Here is a 20,611-nt window from a genome sequence, read left to right as displayed (position 1 = left end):
GAAGAAAAGGAAGCCCATGGCAACGACCACACCAGCCGGTGTGCGGGCTCACGCCAAGCACGGGGGAGGCCTCCCGGACGGCACTCCGATGACGCACCGGCAGATCATGGAGGCCCTGTCCGGGCTGCTGCTCGGCATGTTCGTGGCGATCCTGTCGTCCACGATCGTCTCCAACGCGCTGCCGCACATCATCGGCGACCTCGGCGGAGGCCAGTCGGCCTACACCTGGGTCATCACGGCCTCCCTGCTGGCCATGACCGCGACCACCCCGCTGTGGGGCAAGCTCGCGGACCTGTTCAGCAAGAAGGCGCTCGTCCAGATAGCCCTGATCATCTACGTACTCGGCTCGATGGCCGCGGGTCTGTCGCAGAACCCCGGCATGCTCATCGCCTGCCGAGTCGTCCAGGGCGTCGGCGTCGGCGGTCTGTCCGCACTGGCCCAGATCGTCATGGCCGCGATGATCTCCCCGCGCGAACGCGGTCGTTACTCCGGCTACCTCGGCGCGACCTTCGCCGTCGCGACCGTCGGCGGCCCGCTGATCGGCGGTGTCATCACCGACACCTCGTGGCTCGGCTGGCGCTGGTGCTTCTACGTCGGCGTCCCCTTCGCGGTCATCGCACTGATCGTGCTCCAGAAGACCCTTCATCTGCCCGTGGTCAAGCGGGACGTCAAGGTCGACTGGGCCGGCGCGTTCTTCATCTCCGCCGCCGTCTGCCTGCTGCTGGTCTGGGTCACCTTCGCCGGTGACAAGTACGACTGGGTGTCGTGGCAGACCTACACCATGGTGGCCGGCGCGATCGTCCTCGGACTGATCTTCATCCTCGTCGAGTCCCGGGCCGCGGAGCCGATCATTCCGCTGCGCCTGTTCCGCAACCGCACCATCACCCTGTCGTCGCTCGCCTCGCTCTTCGTCGGCGTCGCGATGTTCACCGGAACGGTGTTCTTCGCCCAGTACTTCCAGCTGGCACGGGACAAGTCCCCGACCATGTCCGGCGTGCTCACCATCCCGATGATCGGCGGCCTGTTCGTCTCCTCCACCGTCTCCGGCCAGGTCATCACCAAGACGGGCAAGTGGAAGGCCTGGCTGGTCAGCGGTGGTGTGCTCGTGACGGCCGGCCTCGGTCTGCTGGGCACCATCCGCTACGACACGGCGTACTGGAAGATGGCCGTGTTCATGGCGCTGATGGGCCTCGGCATCGGCATGATGATGCAGAACCTGGTGCTGTCCACCCAGAACCAGGTGGAGCCCCAGGACCTCGGTTCGGCCAGTTCCACGGTCACCTTCTTCCGCTCCCTCGGCGGTGCGATGGGCGTCTCCGCACTCGGCGCGATCATGGCCCACCGGATCACCGACTACGTCCGGGACGGCCTGGACGACCTGAGCCCCAAGTACGCACGACTCGCTGCCAAGGCGGGTTCCGACGGCGCCATCCCGGACCTGGGGAAGCTGCCCAAGCCGCTGCGCACGGTCATCGAGAGCGCGTACGGCCACGCCATCGCCGATGTCTTCCTGATCGCCGCCTGCCTGGCGTTCCTCGCCCTTGTGATCACCCTGTTCATCAAGGAGGTCCCGCTGCGGACCAGGGGCGGTCTGGCGCAGGCGGCGGCCGCCGAGGCCGAGGCCGAGGCGGAAGAGGCCCCCGCGGCCGCGGCTGCCGCGCCCGTCGAGGAGGCGGTCCCGAGCTGGGCGGTGTCGAGCACCGAGGCCGCTCCCGATGGCGCACAGAGGCTGTCCGCGGTCGCCACGCTGGCCCCGCCCACGTCCGCCGGCGAGGGCGGTGGCGTACCGGTCCGCGGCTTCGTCCGCGGAGCCGAGAGCGCCCCGGTCGCGCGGGCCGCCGTCACGCTGATCTCCCTCGGGGGCCGGCAGCTCGGCCGGTCGGTCGCAGGTGCCGACGGTTCCTACGCCGTGGACGCGCCGGGCTCCGGCAGCTACGTCCTGATCGCCTCCGCCGACGGCTTCCAGCCGCAGGCCTCGACGGTCGTCGTGCACGAGGAGCCGGTGTCGTTCGACATCCTGCTCAGCGGTACCAGCGGCCTGAGCGGTGTCGTGCGGGCCGCCGAGACCGGGCTCCCGGTCAAGGACGCGATGGTCATCGTCACGGACGTCCGCGGTGACCTGCTGGCCACCGCCGCCACCGGCGAACAGGGCGAGTTCTCCCTGGCCGAACTCGTGCCCGGCTCCGTGACCCTCGCGGTGAACGCCGCGGGGCACCGGCCGCGGGCACTGCCCGTGGAGGTCGGCGCGACCGGGGTCACCAGGATCGAGATCGACCTCGACTCCGGCGCCCAGGTGCAGGGTGTCGTACGGGCCCCGCACGGACCCCTCGCCGACGCCCGAGTGACGCTGGTGGACGCGGCGGGCAACGTGGTGGGCACGGCCATGACCGGCACGGACGGGGCGTACGCCTTCACCGACCTGAACAGCGGCGAGTACACCGTCATCGCGACGGGCTACCCGCCGCAGGCGACGGCGGTCACGGTGCAGGGCCGCGGCGTCGACGACCACGACATCGAACTGGCCCACCCGGGCGAGTAGTCGGCACCGGCTCGTGGGGCGCACCGTGAGCACGAGGTGCGCCCCCACGAGCCGGATTTTTTTGAGCGTTCTACGGGGATATTCAAGGATTTAGAGGGAGACCACACGATGGGACTGACCGCACGGATCCGTACGCGGGACGGATGGGCCGTCTCGCACGCGGTCGTCACCGTGACCGACATGACCGGTACCCAGGTCGTGCGCGCCGAGGCGGACCAGGACGGGGTCGTACGGGACGCGACCGCGCTGGCCCCCGGTGCCTACACGGTGATCGTCACCGCGGTCGGGTACGCGCCCGCGGCGTCCAGCGCGATCGTCACGGCCGGCGGCCGGGCCGCGGTCGGCACGGTGACGCTGGCCCGTCAGGGCGGCACCGAGCTGCCGCCGCCGGGACCGTGGACCATCGACCCGGCGCACTCCTCCGTGGCCGCGGTCGCCCAGCACCTGGGGATCTCCAGCGTGCACGGCCGCTTCACCGAGTTCGCCGGGCGCATCGAGATCGCCCCGGACGACGTGGCGAAGTCCCGGGTCGAGGCGGTCATCCGCGCCGCGTCCATCACCACCGGCAACGGCATGCGCGACGCCCACCTGCGGTCGGACGACTTCCTCGGCACCGATACGTACCCGGAGATCGTGTATCGCTCGACCGGCCTGACCGACGCGGGCTCCGACCGCTGGACGGTGCACGGCGAGCTGGCCCTGCGCGGCGTCGTACGCCCGGTCGACCTGGACCTGGTCTACCTCAGCACCGGCTCCGACCCGTGGGGCGGGACCCGAGCGGCCTTCCGCGCGACGACGGAACTGCGCCGGGAGGACTTCGCGATGAACTTCAACCAGGTGGTCCAGGCGGGCGTCGCCCTGGTCGGTACGACACTCAAGGTCGAACTGGACATCCAGGCGGTGCGGGGCGACTCGCTGCCGCAGGCGTAGGCACAGCAGGATCACCCTGATCCGGCAGGTCTGCCCCTAGGCTGCCCCCATGGCACCGAACATCGCGACGAACACCGGCGTGACCCTGGACGAGCTGCTGGACTTCGTACGGCCCCGCCACCGCGCCATCCTGCTGACGCGGCGCGCCGACGGCAGCCCCCAGGGCTCGCCGCTGACCTGCGGGGTCGACGACTCCGGGCGGATCGTGGTCTCCACGTACCCGGAGCGAGCCAAGACCCGCAACGCCAAGCGGGACGAGCGCGTCAGCCTCATCGTGCTCAGTGACGACTGGAACGGGCCGTGGGTCCAGATCGACGGCACGGCCGAGGTCATCGACACGCCGGACTCCGTCGAACCGCTCGTCGAGTACTACCGCAACATCGCGGGCGAGCACCCGAACTGGGACGAGTACCGCGAGGCCATGGTCAAGCAGGGCAAGTCGATCATCCGGGTCACCCCGGTGCGCTGGGGTCCGGTGGCGACGGGCGGCTTCCCGGCGCGCCTGGTGCCGTCGGAGGACTGACCGCTCCCGGGCGCCCGGCGGGGCTCAGCCTCGTACGATCATCGCCTCGATCCCCGCGATCAGCGTCTCCAGCGCGAACGTGAAGTCCCGTTCGCGCATCTCCTCCACCGTGTCGCCGCCGCGGGCCTCGATGAGGTCCGCGGCGTGGTGCACGACCTCGGTCAGGTCGGGGCTCTGCGTCACCGCGCTCATGGCGTGGCGGAAGTAGTCGTCCTGACTCAGCCCGGCCACCGCGCAGCGTTCGATGAAGCGGCCCTCGATCGTGCCGAAGCCGTACACGAACTGGAAGACGGCCGCGATCGCGCCCATCTGACCGTGTGCGGGCAGCCCGGTCAGCCGGATCACCCGCTGCACGGCCAGCGAGAAGGCGACCGCGTGCGGGCCGATGTTGAGGAAGGTGCCGGCCAGCGGCGACAGCCAGGGGTGGCGCACCAGCAGCGCCCGGTACTCGGCGGCGAGCGCCCGCAGTTGGTCGCGCCAGTCCTCGCCCGAGTCGCCCGCGGGCAGCCGCATCTCGCCGTAGGCCGCGTCCAGGGCCAGCTCCAGCAGGTCGTCCTTGGTGTCCACGTACCAGTAGACCGACATGGCCGTCACGTTCAGTTCGGCGGCCAGACGGCGCATGGAGAACTTCGGCAGCCCCTCGGCGTCCAGCAGGCGTACGGTCACCTCCGTGATCCGGTCGCGGTCCAGGCCCGAGGGCTGACCGCCGCGCGAGCCTCCGCCCCGCGGCGCCTTGCCCTCCAGCCAGACGCTGGTACGCGCCGGACGCTCCGCCCGCTGGGCTGCCTTCACCATGGCGTACCTTTCTCGACACTTCGACCTGCTCACGATGCTAGGCGCCCGGCGGCCGCGCGGGACCATGACACCTCGCCGCTGCCCGTCCCGGGGCCGGGATCCCGGGCAGCCACCGCAAGCCATCCCGTCGCGGCCCACGCGACAACTCCCGTGCCAGCGGCGCCCGATCGGCACGGGTGGTGTGCCCGCACACAGGAACGGTGGCCCGGGCACGCATGCCCGGGCCACCGCTCTGGGACGCCTCCGTCAGCCGGCGGACTTCCGGGTGAGGTCGTAGAAGGTTGACGAACCCACCGTCACCTTCTTGAAGTTCTTCTCCACCCATGAGCTGATCTGCGTGCCGGCGTCGGACCCGCCGGTCCGGTCACCGCCGCCGAAGCCGCCGCCGAACCCCCCGCCGGCGATGAAGTAGTGGATCCTGCCCTGGGCCACGTACTTCTGGAACTGGGCCAAAGTCGGAGCCGGGTCACTGCCGTTGAAGCCGCCGATCGCCATCACAGCATGACCGGTGGCGAGCTGGTAGCTCGCGGCGTTCTGGGAGCCGATGGACGCGGCCACCCAGGTGTAGTTCCCGGCATCCTTCTCCAGCAGCTTCTTCGCCTCGGAACCGACGTTCGCCCCGTCGAGCAGACCGCCGGGACCGCGCCCGCCGCGCATACCGCCCTCGCCCGTGCCACCGCCGGGGAAGCCGCCCTGCTGATTGCCCTGCGGGGTCGTGCCGTTCTGGCCGTTCCCGCCCGGCATGCCTCCGCCGGGGAACCCGCCGAAGCCGCCGCCCTGCCCGAAGCCGCGCCCGCCGTTCTCGCCCTGGGCCTCGCCGTTGCCGTTCTGCCGGCCCTGGCCGGGGAATCCGCCGAAGCCACCGCGCATACCGCCACCGCCCGGGCCGCCCATCATGCTCGCGCCGGCCGGACCGGCCGTGACGATCGAACCGCTGTGGCCCTGGTTCACCGTGCTGAGGGTGTACGCCGTCGGCCCCGCGATCGAGGTCACGAAGCTCAGGCCCACGGCCGCGAGGGCGAGTTGCCGCCCGAGCCGGGTCACGAAGATCAGACCGAGGGCGCCGGTCAGACCGCCGACGAGGACGAACCACTTCAGCCACGGCAGGTAGTCGGGTGTGCGGTCGAGGAGCACATACCCCCAGGCGGCGGTGGCGGTGGCGGCCGCGGCGAGTGTGAGCGACGCCCATGTCCTCGACCGCTCCTCCCACAGGACCGTGACGCCCATGCCCACGAGAGCGGCCACATAGGGAGCCAGTGCCACGGTGTAGTACTGGTGGAAGATGCCGGCCATGTAGCTGAAGACGACCACCGTCATGAGCAGCGAGCCGCCCCAGGCCAGGAACGAACCGCGGGCCGGGTCCGTCCGCCCCGCCTTCCTGGTGAGCACCAGGCCCGCGACGAAGAGGATCAGCGCGGCCGGCAGCAGCCAGGAGATCTGGCCGCCGATCTCGGAGTTGAACATCCTGTCCCAGCCCGTGGTCCCCCACTGCCCGCCACCGCCGCCACCCATGCCCCCGACACTGCCGGTCTCGTCCCCGTTGATGCGGCCGAACCCGTTGTAGCCGAAGGTCAGCTCCAGGAAGGAGTTGTTCTGCGAGCCGCCGATGTACGGGCGCGAGGCCGCCGGCCACAGCTCGACGATCGCGACCCACCAACCGCCCGAGACGACCAGCGCGACGGTCGCGAGAGCCAGCTGCACGAGTCGTTTCCTCAGCCGCACGGGTGCGCAGACGCCGTACACGAGGGCCAGCGCGGGCAGGATCAGGAAGGCCTGCAGGGTCTTCGTCAGGAAGGCGAAGCCGACCGCCACGCCCGCCCACACCAGCCACTTGGTGCGGCCGTCCTCCAGAGCGCGGAGGACGAAGTGGACCGTCAGCGCCATCAGCAGTGCGAGCAGCGCGTCCGGGTTGTTGAAGCGGAACATCAGCGCCGCGACGGGGGTGAGCGCGAGCACGGCGCCCGAGATCAGCCCGGCCGCAGGGCTGAACCTGCGCCGGACGGCCGCGTACACGACGGCCACGGTCAGGACGCCCATGACGACCTCGGGAGCGAGGATCGTCCACGAGTGGAGGCCGAAGATCCGCACCGACAGGGCCATCGGCCACAGCGCCGCCGGAGGCTTGTCGACGGTGATCGCGTTGCCCGCGTCCAACGAGCCGAAGAAGAACGCCTTCCAGGACGTGCTGCCTGCCTGGGCCGCCGCCGAGTAGAAGGAGTTGGCGTAGCCCGAGGCGCTCAGGTTGTACAGGTACAGCAGCGCGGTGGCGAGCAGCAGGCCGAGGAGCGCGGGGCGGGCCCAGCGCGGGTCCTCGGGCCGGCCGCGCCAGAGCCTGCGGACCAGGGGCCCCTTCGGCTCGCCGGCCCCGGAGCCGGGAGCGGGCGCGTCCGTCGGGCCGGGCGCGGCCGGCGGCCCCCACGCGACGGGCCCGGCGCTCCCCGGGTGACGGGGGCGGTCGTAGTCAGTGGTCATCGTGAGTTCCTCGGATCGGTGTGCTGCGGGGGCACGGTGGCGTCGCTCCAGGGGAGGTGGTCCGCGTCGGCGCGGGACCGGGTCGTGTCGTACGGCGCCGGCGGCTGGGGCCGCGGCGGCTGCTCATCCGGCCGGTGGCGGTGGTGCCGCTCGTACGGCTGCTGCTGCTCGTCGTGGGCGGTCCCCGTCGTGGAGGAGCCGGGCGAGGAGGGCCCGTGGGCGGCGACGGGCGGCGCGTTCCTGCGCGAATCGCCGTGCCGGTCCACGAACACCCAGGCCCGGAAGAGCAGAAAGCGCAGCATCGTCGCCGCGAGGTTGGCGGCGATCAGCACGGCGAGTTCCGTGGAGTGCGGGGGGCTGTCGGTCGCCGCGTTCAGCGCGGCGAGAGAACCGCTGGTGAGGCAGAGGCCGATGGCGAAGACGACCAGGCCCTGTGCCTGGTGCCGGACGGCGCCGCCTCGGCCGCGCACCCCGAAGGTGAGCCGGCGGTTGGCCGCCGTGTTGGCGATCGCCGAGACCAGCAGGGCGAGCGCATTGGCGGTCTGCGAGCCCGAGACCTGCCGGAAGAGGCTGTAGAGCACCAGGTAGAAGAGGGTGGACAGAGCACCGACCGCGCAGAAGCCGACGAGCTGGCGGGCCAGGCCCCGCGGCACGTCCGCGATCTCCCGGTCCCTCGGATCGTCGCCGAAGGGCCGCGCGAGCCGGTCGAGCGGAAGCGAACCGCCGGCCAGCGCCCTGCCGATCCGCCACACGCCCTTGAGGTCCTCGGTCGCGGTCCTCACGATGTGCACCGTGGAGTCGGGATCGTCGACCCAGTCGACCGGCACCTCGTGGATGCGCAGACCCGCGCGCTCGGCGAGCACCAGCATCTCGGTGTCGAAGAACCATCCGGTGTCCTCCACCAGCGGCAGCAGCGCCTGGGCCACGTCACGGCGGATCGCCTTGAAGCCGCACTGCGCGTCCGAGAAGCGAGCCTGAAGCGAACCGCGCAGGACGAGGTTGTAGGCGCGGCTGATGAACTCACGCTTGGGACCGCGCACGACGCGGGAGGTCCGGGCGAGCCGGGAACCGATCGCCAGATCGGAGTGGCCCGAGATCAGCGGAGCCACCAGCGGCAGCAGCGCGTTGAGGTCGGTGGACAGGTCCACGTCCATGTAGGCGAGGATCGGGGCGTCGGAGGCGGACCAGACGGTGCGCAGGGCAAGCCCGCGGCCCTTCTGCTCCAGCCGGAAGGACCCCACCTCCGCGATCTCCGCCGCCAGCCGCGCGGCCACCCGGGGGGTGCTGTCCGTGGACGCGTTGTCCGCGATCGTGATGCGGAACGCGTACGGGAACGTGCGCCGCAGGTGCTCGTACAGTCCGACCACGCACGGCCGGAGGTCCTTCTCCTCGTTGTAGACGGGGATCACTACATCCAGGACCGGCGTACCGGCGTCGCCGGCCGGGAGGTGTTCCCGCGTCGGCAGGGCGCCGGGAGAAAAGTCGGTTCGCATGACACCGACTCTTCTCAAGCGCCCTGTCGCACCCATGTGGTGGTGCTGTGGTGCGCCTGTGAGTGCTGTTGCGCCTTCGTTTCGTGATCGGGCGCCGGCCTGCGCGGGGTGAACGCCGGTACGTGCATGGTGAACACGGTTCGTCCCGGGACGCTGTCGACCGTGACGGCACCGCCGTGCGCGGTGGCGACGGCCTGCACGATGGCGAGGCCGAGCCCCGTCGAGCCGGTGGTCCGGGCGCGCGCCGAGTCGCCGCGGGCGAACCGCTCGAAGACGTGCGGCAGCAGCTCCGCGGGAATGCCCCGGCCGTCGTCGTGCACGTCCACGCACAGCCACGGCCCGCGCCGTTGCACACGTATGGTGACCGTCGTGCCGGGCGGGGTGTGCGTACGGGCGTTGGCGAGCAGATTGACGAGCACCTGCTGCAGCCGTGCGGCGTCGGCCGACACGAGCGCCGGCTCGTCGGGCAGTTCCAGCCGCCAGTTGTGATCGCGTCCGGCCGCGCGTGCGTCGCTGACGGTGTCCACGACGAGCGGCACCAGATCGGTCTGCTCGAACCGGAGGGGCCGTCCCGCGTCGAGCCGGGCGAGCAGCAGCAGGTCCTCGACGAGCAGGGTCATCCGATCGGCCTCGGACTCGATCCTGGCGAGCGCGCGCCGGGTGTCGGGGCCGGTCTGCTCCCGCCCGCGCCTGGTCAGCTCGGCGTACCCGCGGATGGAGGCGAGCGGGGTGCGCAGTTCGTGGCTGGCGTCCGCGACGAACTGCCGCACACGCATCTCGCTCTGCTGCCGCGCGTGCAGGGCGCCGTGGACATGGTCGAGCATGCGGTTGAGCGCGGCCCCCACCCGGCCGACCTCGGTGTGCGGATCGGTCTCCGACTCCGGTACCCGCTCGTCGAGGGTCACCTCGCCGCTGTGGAGCGGCAGTTCGGAGACCCGGGTGGCGGTGGCGGCGACCTTGCGCAGAGGACGGGTGGCGATGCCGACGAGGACGTATCCGGCGATACCGGCGGCCACGAGGCCGGCGGCCGTGACGCTCACCTCGACCACGATGAGGGTGTTGACGGTGCTGGTGACGTCGGCGGTGGACAACCCGATGTAGAAGTTGCCCCGGGTTCCCTCCACATAGGTGACCCGGTACTCGCCGAGGCCCGGGATGTCGACGGTGTGGATGCCGCTCTTCGGCACGGAGGAGAGCGCGGCGGCCTGGGACGCGTTCAGCCCCTTGGCGACCATGCCCTTGAAGCCGCCGCTGCTGTCGTTGCGCGACTCGGCCACGGCCGCCTTGACGATCCTGCCGCTCGGGTCGACGACGGCGGCGACGGACCCGGGCTGCGCCCCTCCCCGGGTCACTATGAAGTCCAGCTTGTCGTCCGTCGACTCGCCCGTTCCGGTGGAGTCGACCACGGGCGGGACGGCCGACCCAACGGGAGCGGGCGGCCCCCCGTCGTCGAGTGCGCCCCTGGGCAGCCCCGCGGCACGTCGACCGGCGTCGGTGACCTGGGCGTTCTTCTGCTGGTCGAGATGCCGGCCCAGCGCGATCGTGGTGACCGTGCCGATCACCGCGCACACCACGGCGATCAACGTCACCGCAGAGACGACGAGCCGTGTCCGCAGCGTGCGCGGCTGTCGTACCCGCCGCTGCGTCCGCGGCCGTCGCCGGGTGCTCATGACGCGGCGGGCTTGATCAGATAACCGGCACCGCGCCGCGTGTGGATCATCGGCTCACGCCCGGCGTCGATCTTCCGCCGCAGGTACGAGATGTAGAGCTCGACGACGTTGGCCTGCCCGCCGAAGTCGTACGACCACACCCGGTCCAGGATCTGCGCCTTGCTGAGCACCCGTCGCGGGTTGCGCATCAGGAAGCGGAGCAGTTCGAACTCGGTGGCGGTCAGGTGAATGCCCTGGCCGGCCCGCGACACCTCGTGGCTGTCCTCGTCGAGGGTGAGGTCACCGACGACGAGCACGGAGCCGGAGCGGCGGTCGGCGGCACCGGACCGCCGGATCAGACCACGCAGCCGGGCCACGACCTCTTCGAGGCTGAACGGCTTGGTGACGTAGTCGTCGCCGCCCGCGGTCAGCCCCGCGATCCGGTCCTCGACGGCGTCCTTGGCTGTGAGGAAGAGCACCGGCACGTCCGGCAGTTCGCGCCGCAGCCGGCCCAGGACGGTGAGCCCGTCCATGTCCGGGAGCATCATGTCCAGGACGACGGCGTCGGGCCGGAACTCACGGGCGCTCTGCAGGGCGCCCTGTCCGTCACCCGCGCTGCGGATCTGCCAGCCTTCGTAGCGAAGGGCCATGGACAGCAGTTCGGTGATGGACAGCTCGTCGTCCACCACCAGCACACGGACGGGGCTCCCGTCCGGCCTCAGCAGTTCGGTGCGCCCCTGGGGCGAGGTCATGGTCATGGTGGACACCTTGTCGAGGTGCTCTGAGAGAGCCCTTTCGTCAATCTGTAATTTCCCTGAGAAACGCACAGGTGCCTCTCAGACAACTCCTGGGAAGGTCCGTGGAACGACCTCGCCTCCGGGGCCGCAACCTCGCCGCGAGGGCGAACCCGGGCCGGGGCGCACGGGCCCGCCTGCCCGGGAACCTGTGCGTGGACCGGGAGATGACGGTGCCTCGGAGGAGGGCCCGCGGTGGACCGGCTCAGTCCCGCGGTCGCCGGAACGCATTGCTGCGCTCGACTCTGGCGACGTGCAGCGTGTACGCCTCGTACCACTGCGCGCGTCCCTGCTTCTGTGCCGTACGGTGCTCCGGATCGCTCCGCCACGCCTCGACGGCGGCCAGGTCCCGGAAGTACCCGACGGTGATCGAGAGCCCGCCCGGGGTGTGGGCGTGGTCCATGCCCAGATACCCGGGGACGTCCCTGACCAGTTCCTCCATCCGCTCGGCGGTCTCTGCGTATCCCTTGTCCTCCTCGGTGTACACGGAGGTGAACACAACGGCGTAGTACGGCGGTTCATGGGCGGCGACAGGCGCAACGGGGTGATCGCTCATGTCATCACGATCAGTCGTGTCCGTGCCGGCCGTCCAGCCTCTTGCCGTACGGGGTCCGAAAGGTGTCCGCCTTTTGACCGTCCCACGGCGGCCGGCCGGTCCGGGACGGTCAGAACAACCCGTCCTGCACGTCCGTCTCCACCGACCTGCGTACGGGTACGGTCACCTCGTGGCGTGCGGCGGCCGTGAGCTCCCACCCGGGCATCAACCGCGTGTCCAGGACCAGAAGCCCCCGCGCCGTCGCCAGATGGAGATCGGGCCCGGCGACGGCCCGCACCTCCCCGCTCACCGTGCCGCCGGCGGCGAGCTCGGTCACCACGCCGTCCATGCGGGGCAGCCCGTCGAGCCCGAACACACCGCTGTGGTCGACGGCGCGGAACGGCGCCCGTTCCAGCGACTCCGGCCACCCGTCGAGGGCCACGGCCCGTTTGTGCAGCTCGGCCAGTTCGGCGACCCGCTCCCCGAGGGGCGGCAACCCGGCCCGCACCGCACGCTTGTCGGCGTAGGGAATCCGGTCCGGTACCCGGAGTGCGGCCCGCAGCAGCTCCTCCGCACGCCTCGCCGCCATCAGCGGCCCGCACGCCAGCCGGCTGAAGCAGACGGCACCCTGTTCGAGGAGCCGCGCGGGGCCGCGCTCGGCCGCGGTGATCCCGACCTTGATCATGCCGGGCCCGAACCACGCGAGATACACGCGATACGGCCGCGGGTCGTCGGCGACGGTATCGGCGGCGACGGAGTGCGCGCGGTCGAGACGAGCGCACTCCTCGCATCGCGCACCGGTACTCCGCCCGGACACCTCGGCCAGGACGGGACAGGCGTTCCCACGAGCCCCCACACATGTGCGCACACCGGTCGGCAGAACGGCGAAGGCCACCCGCTTGCCCCGTTCGAGACCACTGCGGCGCCCGCCCTCCCACGCCAGCTCGGGCCCGCCTTCACCCCACCGCAGCCCCGTACATCTCCACGCCTGAGTCATCGCCCCCGAGCCTAGGCTCCGCCACCGACAGCGGCGGGTCCCGGCGGACGCGGGCGCCGCCGTTCAGCGAGCGGACCGGCCCTGATCCGCGAGCGCGGAGTCCGCCGCGGCAGTGCCGGGACGCGTCTCCCGCCGCTCCGCACGCAGACGCAGCCAGGCGAGCACACATCCGACCCCGGCCAGCAACGCGGGAACGGCCGACGCCATCAACAGCGACGCGACCCATTCGGGGTTCATCCTTCGCGTCAAGCCGCTCGTGTACTGGCAGGTGGCCTGCGGTGGGAAGAAGCTGTACGCCAGAGTCCGCGGCGCATTGGCCCCCCAGTCCGCTCCCGCGGAGCAGACCGACGCCGGACCCGTGAACAGCCTCCACCCGGCCAACGCGTAGAACATGAGGAAGACGGAGCCGGTGACGAAGAAGGCGGTCCCCGTGCGCCGCAGCTTCCGGCCCCTCGTCGTCGGCACCACCAGATCGCTGCCGAGACGCGGTTCGAACCACTCAGCGACCAGCGCCACGACCAGGCAGACGACAAGGGCCACCATGCCGAGCCAGAGCAATGCGCCGAGCACTCCCGTCCCCCCGGCGGAGGAGACGTCTCCACGCTCGAACTCGCAGACGGTGGCGGGGGGAAACGCCTGCTCCCGCACCCGCAGCAGCCGGCCCGGTCCCCGGATCAGCCCGTGATTGCACCGCTCGTCGAATTCGAGCATGCCGAGCAGGGCCACTCCGCAACCGACCACGAGGGCACCGAACGAGATCCCGGCCCCGGCCCACAGCCCGCCTGTCCGGTAGCTGCCATGCGTGCGTACGTTCGGCATTCGCGCACATTAACCGACCGCTTCGGTGGACGGCCCGAAAACAGGACCTGAGCGAGCCGGAGGACTCGCCCCCGTGCAGACGACGGCGACCGTACGGGTCGCCGCGGGCGCACTCGCCGAGGAGGTCCGCGGTCTCCAATTCTTCGTCATTTACACTCACGCCGTGACACAGCGTGAGGGGGCATGGTGAGAAGTGTAATCGAAGCGCTGCGCGGCCCGCGGCGCCACTTTGTGCTCGGCGCATCGCTGATCGTCGCGCTCGTCGCGCAGTCGGCCGCACTCGTGGCCCAGCATGTGCAGATCGACGACCTGCAGGCACAGCACATCGACCTCCAGGCGCATTCCGTCGAGTCCTGCCCCTCCGGTCCACCCGGCCCCACGGGCCCCACCGGTCCGATCGGCCCGCCGGGCAAGGACGGCAGGGACGGAAGGGACGGGAGGGAAGGACAGAACGGGCAGGACGGGCAGGACGGCCGGGACGGCCGGGACGGACACGACGGCAAGGACGGGAAGGACGGGGAGAACGCCGCCACCGGGGCGACCTCGAGCGAGACCGGGAGCGACAGCGAAGACGACGACGACGACCGGGCCCTCCCGGCCGGCCCGTCCGCAACGCCCTGAAACGTACTCAACCCGTGCGTGACCGCACGGGGATCACTCCGGTCGCGCACAGCAACCCCCGACGAAGCGCGACACCAGGAGGAGCATCACCCGAACCGGTGACCAGTGGGCCGTCCCACGTCGGGAACACGGCCCCGTGAACTCGCTACGGAGTGTAATGGGTTGGGTGAGTAGCGTAAAAGAAGCGCTGCGGAGGCCGCGGCGTGACCTTGTGCTCGGCGCATCACTGATCGTCGCGCTCGTCGCGCAGACAACTGCGATCGTCGCCCATCAAATGCAGATCGACGATCTGCGGGGACAGCACATCGACCTCCAGGGACATTATGTCGACTCCGTCTCTCCCGGTCCCCCCGGCCCCTCCGGCCCTCCTGGCCCGACCGGTCCCACCGGCCTGCCGGGCAAGGACGGCAAGCCCGGTCGGGACGGGAGACGTGGTCACGAGGGCGACAGGGGTCATACGGGAAGGAGGGGGAAGGACGGCGCGAGCGGGCAGAACGGCCTCACCGGGTCGCTGATCGAGACCCACCGGAAGAGGTCCGACCGTTGCAGGACCGGACGGGGACACCAGCAGTCGCCCACGGCACACCCGAAGAACTGCGGCCCCGGCGCGAGTGCCGGCCGATCCGGTGGCCAGTCGGCCTCGCCCCGTGCCGGGATCCGGGCCGAGGAGCCGAAGTCGACGCCGCGACCCGTTCCCGAGGCCGACGGAGGGACTTCGGGGCCCTGGCTTCACCGATCCCGGACTCCCCACGGCGATGAACCCGGCGGAACTCCCACAACGGGCTCGGCCACGGCATGGCAGCAACCGGCCCTCCCTCGGCCCGTGTACGGGTCGCTCGGTCCGCTCGCGCTGCCGCATACGTGACGGTGGCGGTACGGCGCTCGGCTCGCGGCCGGCCTCTTCGCCCGTCGACGTCCCCTGATCCGGACGCACTGAAGGTGCACGCCGCGATCGGCAGGCCGTCCGAAGCCATGGGCGGTACCGGCCAACGCCGTTGCCGTACTTCGCTGCCGCACGGCCCCGAAATGCCAGAAGCCCCGGATCACTCCGGGGCCTCTGATCTGTGTGCACTCGGCAGGATTCGAACCTGCAACCTTCTGATCCGTAGTCAGATGCTCTATCCGTTAAGCTACGAGTGCTTGTTCTTCTGTTTTTTTCTCCGCCACTCCCGGCCCTTGCGGCCCGCTCTCGGCGACAGGAAGAACATTACATGACTGCCGCCGCCATGTGAAATCCATTTGGCGAACCCCTTGTGACCTGCGAAAATGCCATATCTGGCGGATGCGCCCGACCCCTCTTGACAGCCCCGGGAACGCCGAAGCCCCGGCCGTACGGACCGGGGCTTCGGTGATCGAACGCGGAGGCGGAGGGATTTGAACCCTCGATGGGCTTTAAGGCCCAAACCGCATTAGCAGTGCGGCGCCATAGACCGGACTAGGCGACGCCTCCAGCACAACCGCTCCCGCGCGAGCGCGAGTGGTGCGTGCAGATGATGACACAGCCGAGCGGGGTGTCACCAATCGACCCCCACGGTACTAGGCGGAAAGGCCGCAGGGCAAAGCACTGGGCCGCGAACCGCACCGCGGATCCGCAGGCGGCGTCCCGGGGCCCGGCTCCCGACGCATCCGCCCGGCCGCCTCCCGCCCGGTGCCCCCGCCGGGACCCCTCGCCGGCCCCGCGAGTGGGCCGGGAGGACCACGGCCGGCGCAGGGAGCGCAACCGTCCTCCGCCACCGCCGTTAGTCCCGGCATGGTCCAGTTCATCTCACGCGGCATGGTCCTCGGTGCCGTCCTCCTTCTCTCCGCGGCCGCGGCACCCGTCACCGCGCATGCCCACGGCCGCGGACCCGCCCCCCGCGGCGACCGGCTCGTGGTCACCGTGCGCCACGCGGGACAGGCCGACGGGACGTACGTACTGCGCTGTCATCCCGACCTCGGCAGCCACCCGGACCCCGTCCGCGCCTGCCGCACGCTCGACAAGAGGACCGTCTGGGGCCGGGACCCCTTCGCTCCGGTACCGCCGCGCAGTCTGTGCACGATGCAGTACGGCGGCCCGGCGACCGCCCACGTCACCGGGGTCTGGGCCGGGCGGCCGGTCGACGCCCGCTACAGCCGCGGCGACGGCTGTCAGATGTCCCGCTGGGACGATCTGGTGCCCCTACTGCCGGACGTTCGTTCGCAGAATCCGCCCCGGCGGATCCTCGCCGGCCCGGGACGACGTCACGGGTGATACGCGGGTTCCGCCCGTCGACCTGCGCGGTCACAGGTTCTGCGAGACTTCCGCGTGCGACCTCCCTCTCATCCGGCGCCGCAGGCTGGGTCTCTGCCCGTAGAATCCCTCCCGTGACACGCTGCGGGCCGATTGGCAAGATGGCCTCCGCGGTCGGCAAGGTGCGGTAACAGGGAGGAAGCGTCTCGTGAGCAGCAGGCCATCCCGAGGCGCTGCTCGCCTCGCTGCCATACTGGATGCGCTTCCGGACGCACTGGTGCTGGTCAACGCCAACGGAACGGTCGTCAACGCCAACACCATCGCCCTCGAGGCCTTCGAGACGCCCGGGACCGCTCTGGTCGGGCGCGGACTGCTCGACCTGCTGCCCCACTTCGACTCGCGGCTGATCCCCGGGTCCATGCGGCAGCCCGATTCCCTCGATGCCAACGGCCGGACCAAGCCGACACGGATGATCGCTCGCCGCACGGACGGCAGCGAGTTCCCCGTCGAGGTCACCAGCGCCAACCTCGAGGACGGCCGGCAGGCGTACGACGGCCACGGCTACACCGGCGACGAGCTGCTGATGCTCGTGGTCCGCGATCTGTCCGGCACCGTCGACACCGAGGCCGAACTCGCCCGCTCGCAGCGGCAGACCGAGATGATCCTGCGCGCCGCGGCCGAGGGTGTGGTGGGCACGGACACCGACGGCCGGGTCGTGCTCGTCAACCCGGCCGCGGCCCAGATCCTCGGTTACCGCGCCAGTGATCTGGGCGGCAAGGAGCTGCACACCCTCGTACTGCACTCGCGCGAGGACGGCTCCCCCTTCCCGTACGGCGAGTCGCCGCTGCACGACACCCTGCGCTCCGGGCGCAAGCACCGGGTGCGCGGGCAGGTGCTGTGGTCCAAGAGCGGGGACAGGGTCCCGGTCGACCTGACGACCGCGCCCGTGCGCGACGGCGACCAGCTCGTCGGCGCCGTCATGACGTTCACCGACCGGCGCCCGTTCGACGCGCTCACGGCGGAGAAGGAGGAGTCCCTCAAGCAGCACGAGCAGGAGCTCGAGCGACTCGCCAAGGAGCACGAGGAAGAGCTGCGGCGGCTGCGCGAGGAGCACGCCGCCGAGCTCGCCGAGCTGCACGAACGGCACGCGGAGGAGATCGCGGCCGGCGACGAGCGCTACGCGGCGCTCGGCGAGCGTGAAAAGGACCGCTACGAGGCTCTGACCGTCCGGCACGATCAACTGCTGTCCCTGCTGGGGCAGTCGTTGCGCGGCCCCATCGACGAACTGCGCGGCGGCCTGTCCAAGCTCGCCGCGGACGACGCCGGCCAGCTGTGGCCCGAGGCCAACCAGGTGCTCCACCACCTCGCGGCCGGCTACTCGCGCATCACCACACTCGTCGACAACGTCCTCGGCTACCAGCGCCTGGACGCCGGCGAGGTCCCGCTCGTCCGCACCGCCGTCATGCTCGACGCGGTGGTCGCCGCCGGTGTCGACGGCGCCGTCGAGCTGATCGGGCCCGGCCGCGTGCAGTTCGCCGTCCATGCCCCGCCCATCGAGGCCGAGGTCGACCCGCAGCGGCTCGCACAGGCGCTCGCGCACCTCGTGGCGGACGTGGCGGGCGTCGACGCCACGGGCAACGCGCCCGTCTCGGCGGGCGGTTACATGGACAACACCGTCGTCGTCGCGGCCGCCCAGCGCGGCGAGGTCGTCCGCATCGAGGTGCGCGGCCCGTACGCCGGGGGAGACCCGGTCCACCAGCCGATCGTCAGCGGCATCGTGCGCGCGCACGGCGGTGTGCTGCAGACGCACGAGGTGCCGGGGATGAGCGGCAACGCGTTTGTGCTCGAGGTGCCGATCGGCGGCGGTGCCGGGGCGATGACGCCGCCCCCGGCCGTGACACCCGCGGAGGAGCCCGCGACCGGGCAGACGCCCGAGGAGCAGGCGGCACCGCAGGGCGGCGGACGGCGGCGGGCCCGCCGGTCGTCCGTGGACGCCTTCCTGGAGAGCGAGTCGGACACTCCCGTCGCCGCCGACCCGGCCGCCGCGCCCACCGGCCGACGCAGGCGGCGCGCGGCTGAGGAGAAGGCCGCCGGTACGCCGGCGCCGACCGCCGCGACGGACGAGAGCGGTGCCGAGACCTCGGCCTCCGGCGGTACGGGACGACGACGCGGACGCCCGAGCCCGGTCGACAAGGGTGCCGAGGGGGTGTCCGAGGGTTCGGTGACGACCGCCGCCGAACACGCCGCCGGCAGCCCCGCCTCGGCCAACGGGCTGGGGCAGGCCGTGTCGCCACGGGGCGTACCCGCGGGCCAGGGCTCCCGCGGCGAGCTCGCGCCGCAGGCGCTGCCCCCCGCACTGCCCGCGGTGGCCACCCCGGCGTCCGACGAGGCCGACCCGGCGCCGACCGGGCGCCGCCGACGCGCCCTGGCCGCCGCGAACGAGCGTGCCGCCGCGGCCGATTCCGCTCCCCGGACGGTGTTCGCGCTGCCGCCGGCGGAGGCGGACCGCACACCGGAGCGGGACGCTCCCGACCCCGGCCGGGCCGCGGACGGCCGCCACGACCAGGTGTCGCACGACCAGGCCCAGGACCACACGCCCCCTCAGCCCCATCCCGTGTCCGCGCCCACGGGCCGCCGCCGGGCCCGTCCGGCTTCCGGTCAGGCTCCCGCCGCGACGGTGCCCGCTCAAAGCGTGCCCGCGCAGCCGACGCCCGGCCAGGGTGTCCCCGCACAAGGTGCCCCCGCGCCCGCGGTCGCCAAAGCGGCCGTTCCCCCGCAGGGGACCGCGCCGCAGAGCCCGATGGACGGCCGGCAGGCGGCGGGGCGGTCCGCCCCCGCTCCATCGGCGCCTGCCGCGCTCGCACCGGCTCCGTCGGTGCCCGCGCAGACGGCCCCCGCGGGCGGTGTCCCCCAGAGGGGCACACGCACCCCCGCGACCGCGCAGTCCTGGCCGGCCTCCGGTGACACCACGGGCGCCGGAACGCCCGTGCCCGCGCAGCAGACGCCCGCGGCGGGCACCGCACCGGCCCCGGAGCGCACCGCCCGGCCGCGCACCGCCCAGCCCCTGCCCGCCGAGGCCGCCGCGCCCGTCGACCCCAACTCGACGCAGGGCCGGGCGATCAGTGTGCGCACGCTCGGGCAAGGTGTGCCCTTCGCCCGTCAGGGGGCACAGCCGCAGGCCCAGCCCCGGTCCCAGTCGCCGACACCTGCGCCGCATCAGCCCGCCGGCTCGGCACGACGCCGCAAGCTCGGCACGCCGCCCGACCCGGCGGGCGAGAGCCCGGAGACGGCGGCCCGCCAGCATCCGCAGGGCTCCTCGGCCCAGTCGTCGTCGGCCGGGCAGTCCCGTCTCGCAGGCGCCAGCGAGGGCGCCGGGCGGTCGTACGCCATAGGAGCCCCGGACAAGAACGCCGACGAAGGACCCGAGCCGCTCGACGGGCCCGGCGGTGCCGTCGAGGTCGCCGATCAGCCCCAGACGCGGCCGCTGGACGACGAGCTGCCCCCCGAGCCGCTGGACAACCCGCGCCGGCTGCTCGTGTGGCCCGCCCCGGACGTGACGACCCAGCAGGCCCTCAGCGACCGCGGCTACCGGCCCGTCATCGTCAACTCCCGTGAGGAGGTCGACGCGCAGATCGCCGCCTTCCCGGCCGCGCTCTTCGTCGACCCGCTCACCGGTCCGATCACCCGCAAGGCGCTCCAGTCGCTGCGCCAGGCGGCGGTCGCCGCCGAGGTGCCCGTACTGGTCACGGCGGGACTCGGCCAGGCGACACGCGAGGCCGCGTACGGCGCCGACCCGGCGGTGCTCCTGAAGGCCCTGGCGCCACGCGACTCCGAGCAGCACCCTCCGCGCGTCCTGCTCGTCGAGGAGCACGCGGAGATCGCACTGGCTCTCACGGCGACGCTGGAACGACGCGGAATGCAGGTCGCACGGGCCGCCTCGGACACGGACGCGGTCACGCTGGCCGCTCAGATGCGGCCGAACCTGGTGGTGATGGACCTGATGCAGGTCCACCGCCGGCAGGCCGGGGTCGTCGACTGGCTGCGGGCGAACAACCTGCTCAACCGCACCCCGCTCGTCGTCTACACCGCCGCCGTCGACCAGGCCGATCTGCCCCGGCTGGTCTCCGGCGAGACGGTGCTGTTCCTCGCGGAGCGTTCGACGACCCCCGAGGTGCAGGACCGGATCGTGGACCTGCTGGCCCGGGTCGGCACGAACTGACCTGGCCACGAAGCCC

14 protein-coding genes and 2 tRNA genes are annotated in these 20,611 nt (G+C 71.9%); 6 read left to right on the top strand and 10 right to left on the bottom strand.

Annotation, left to right across the window (positions count from 1 at the left end; all coding sequences use genetic code 11):
* Window positions 1–16 precede the first annotated feature (16 nt).
* From RCR19_RS19070 to RCR19_RS19060, 3 genes are all read left to right on the top strand, one after another.
* The gene (locus tag RCR19_RS19070) at window positions 17–2,539 is read left to right on the top strand and encodes an MFS transporter (RefSeq protein WP_331266249.1); all 2,523 of its coding nucleotides are present in this window, start codon (window positions 17–19) and stop codon (window positions 2,537–2,539) included.
* A gap of 108 nt (window positions 2,540–2,647) precedes the next feature.
* The gene (locus RCR19_RS19065; RefSeq protein ID WP_331266248.1) at window positions 2,648–3,469 is read left to right on the top strand and encodes a YceI family protein; all 822 of its coding nucleotides are present in this window, start codon (window positions 2,648–2,650) and stop codon (window positions 3,467–3,469) included.
* Between the two features lie 49 nt (window positions 3,470–3,518).
* The gene (locus RCR19_RS19060; protein WP_331266247.1) at window positions 3,519–3,992 is read left to right on the top strand and encodes a PPOX class F420-dependent oxidoreductase; all 474 of its coding nucleotides are present in this window, start codon (window positions 3,519–3,521) and stop codon (window positions 3,990–3,992) included.
* Between the two features lie 24 nt (window positions 3,993–4,016).
* On the opposite strand, the gene RCR19_RS19055 is transcribed toward RCR19_RS19060, so the two are convergent.
* The 8 genes from RCR19_RS19055 to RCR19_RS19020 form a co-directional block, all read right to left on the bottom strand.
* On the bottom strand, window positions 4,017–4,787 hold the full coding sequence (locus RCR19_RS19055) for a TetR/AcrR family transcriptional regulator (RefSeq protein WP_331266246.1): 771 nt from the start codon (window positions 4,785–4,787) through the stop codon (window positions 4,017–4,019).
* A gap of 246 nt (window positions 4,788–5,033) precedes the next feature.
* Window positions 5,034–7,259, bottom strand: coding sequence for a glycosyltransferase family 39 protein (locus tag RCR19_RS19050; protein WP_331266245.1), 2,226 nt, complete (start codon window positions 7,257–7,259; stop codon window positions 5,034–5,036).
* Window positions 7,256–8,752: a bifunctional glycosyltransferase family 2/GtrA family protein gene (locus RCR19_RS19045; RefSeq protein WP_331266244.1), complete on the bottom strand. Its 1,497-nt coding sequence runs from the start codon at window positions 8,750–8,752 to the stop codon at window positions 7,256–7,258. Before RCR19_RS19045 ends, RCR19_RS19050 begins: the two co-directional genes overlap by 4 nt.
* Before the next feature lie 14 nt (window positions 8,753–8,766).
* Complete coding sequence (locus tag RCR19_RS19040) at window positions 8,767–10,422, bottom strand: HAMP domain-containing sensor histidine kinase (protein WP_331266243.1); 1,656 nt, start codon at window positions 10,420–10,422, stop codon at window positions 8,767–8,769.
* Entirely contained in the window at window positions 10,419–11,159 is a 741-nt protein-coding gene (locus RCR19_RS19035; protein ID WP_331266242.1) for a response regulator transcription factor, read from the bottom strand. The genes RCR19_RS19040 and RCR19_RS19035 overlap by 4 nt, the downstream gene beginning before the upstream one ends.
* Before the next feature lie 241 nt (window positions 11,160–11,400).
* The gene (locus RCR19_RS19030; protein ID WP_331266241.1) at window positions 11,401–11,751 is read right to left on the bottom strand and encodes an antibiotic biosynthesis monooxygenase; all 351 of its coding nucleotides are present in this window, start codon (window positions 11,749–11,751) and stop codon (window positions 11,401–11,403) included.
* Between the two features lie 109 nt (window positions 11,752–11,860).
* Window positions 11,861–12,727 carry a DUF2797 domain-containing protein gene (locus RCR19_RS19025; protein WP_331266240.1) on the bottom strand — a complete coding sequence of 289 codons (867 nt, stop codon included), beginning with the start codon at window positions 12,725–12,727 and terminating at the stop codon, window positions 11,861–11,863.
* A gap of 63 nt (window positions 12,728–12,790) precedes the next feature.
* Window positions 12,791–13,546: a hypothetical protein gene (locus RCR19_RS19020; RefSeq protein ID WP_331266239.1), complete on the bottom strand. Its 756-nt coding sequence runs from the start codon at window positions 13,544–13,546 to the stop codon at window positions 12,791–12,793.
* Between the two features lie 183 nt (window positions 13,547–13,729).
* On the opposite strand from RCR19_RS19020, the gene RCR19_RS19015 reads away from it, so the two are divergent.
* A complete protein-coding gene (locus tag RCR19_RS19015) occupies window positions 13,730–14,167 on the top strand; it encodes a hypothetical protein (protein ID WP_331266238.1) in 438 nt (145 codons plus the stop codon).
* A 1,067-nt stretch (window positions 14,168–15,234) separates the two neighbouring features.
* Here RCR19_RS19015 and RCR19_RS19010 read toward each other — a convergent pair.
* Window positions 15,235–15,307: transfer RNA gene (locus RCR19_RS19010), tRNA-Arg, on the bottom strand.
* 219 nt (window positions 15,308–15,526) lie between these two features.
* Window positions 15,527–15,617 (bottom strand) — tRNA-Ser (locus RCR19_RS19005).
* A 300-nt stretch (window positions 15,618–15,917) separates the two neighbouring features.
* Between RCR19_RS19005 and RCR19_RS19000 the strand changes: the two genes are divergently transcribed.
* Both RCR19_RS19000 and RCR19_RS18995 read left to right on the top strand, forming a co-directional pair.
* Window positions 15,918–16,397 (top strand): SSI family serine proteinase inhibitor, encoded by a 480-nt coding sequence (locus RCR19_RS19000; protein ID WP_331266237.1) that lies wholly within the window; start codon window positions 15,918–15,920, stop codon window positions 16,395–16,397.
* A 187-nt stretch (window positions 16,398–16,584) separates the two neighbouring features.
* Entirely contained in the window at window positions 16,585–20,595 is a 4,011-nt protein-coding gene (locus RCR19_RS18995) for a PAS domain-containing protein (protein WP_331266236.1), read from the top strand.
* The last annotated feature ends 16 nt before the right edge of the window (window positions 20,596–20,611 follow it).

Origin of the sequence: Streptomyces sp. WAC07094 (assembly GCF_036320405.1) — a bacterium.
Lineage (GTDB): Bacteria > Actinomycetota > Actinomycetes > Streptomycetales > Streptomycetaceae > Streptomyces > Streptomyces lannensis.
Note: the sequence above shows the minus strand (reverse complement) of the source record. Positions and strands in the feature narration are given on the sequence as shown.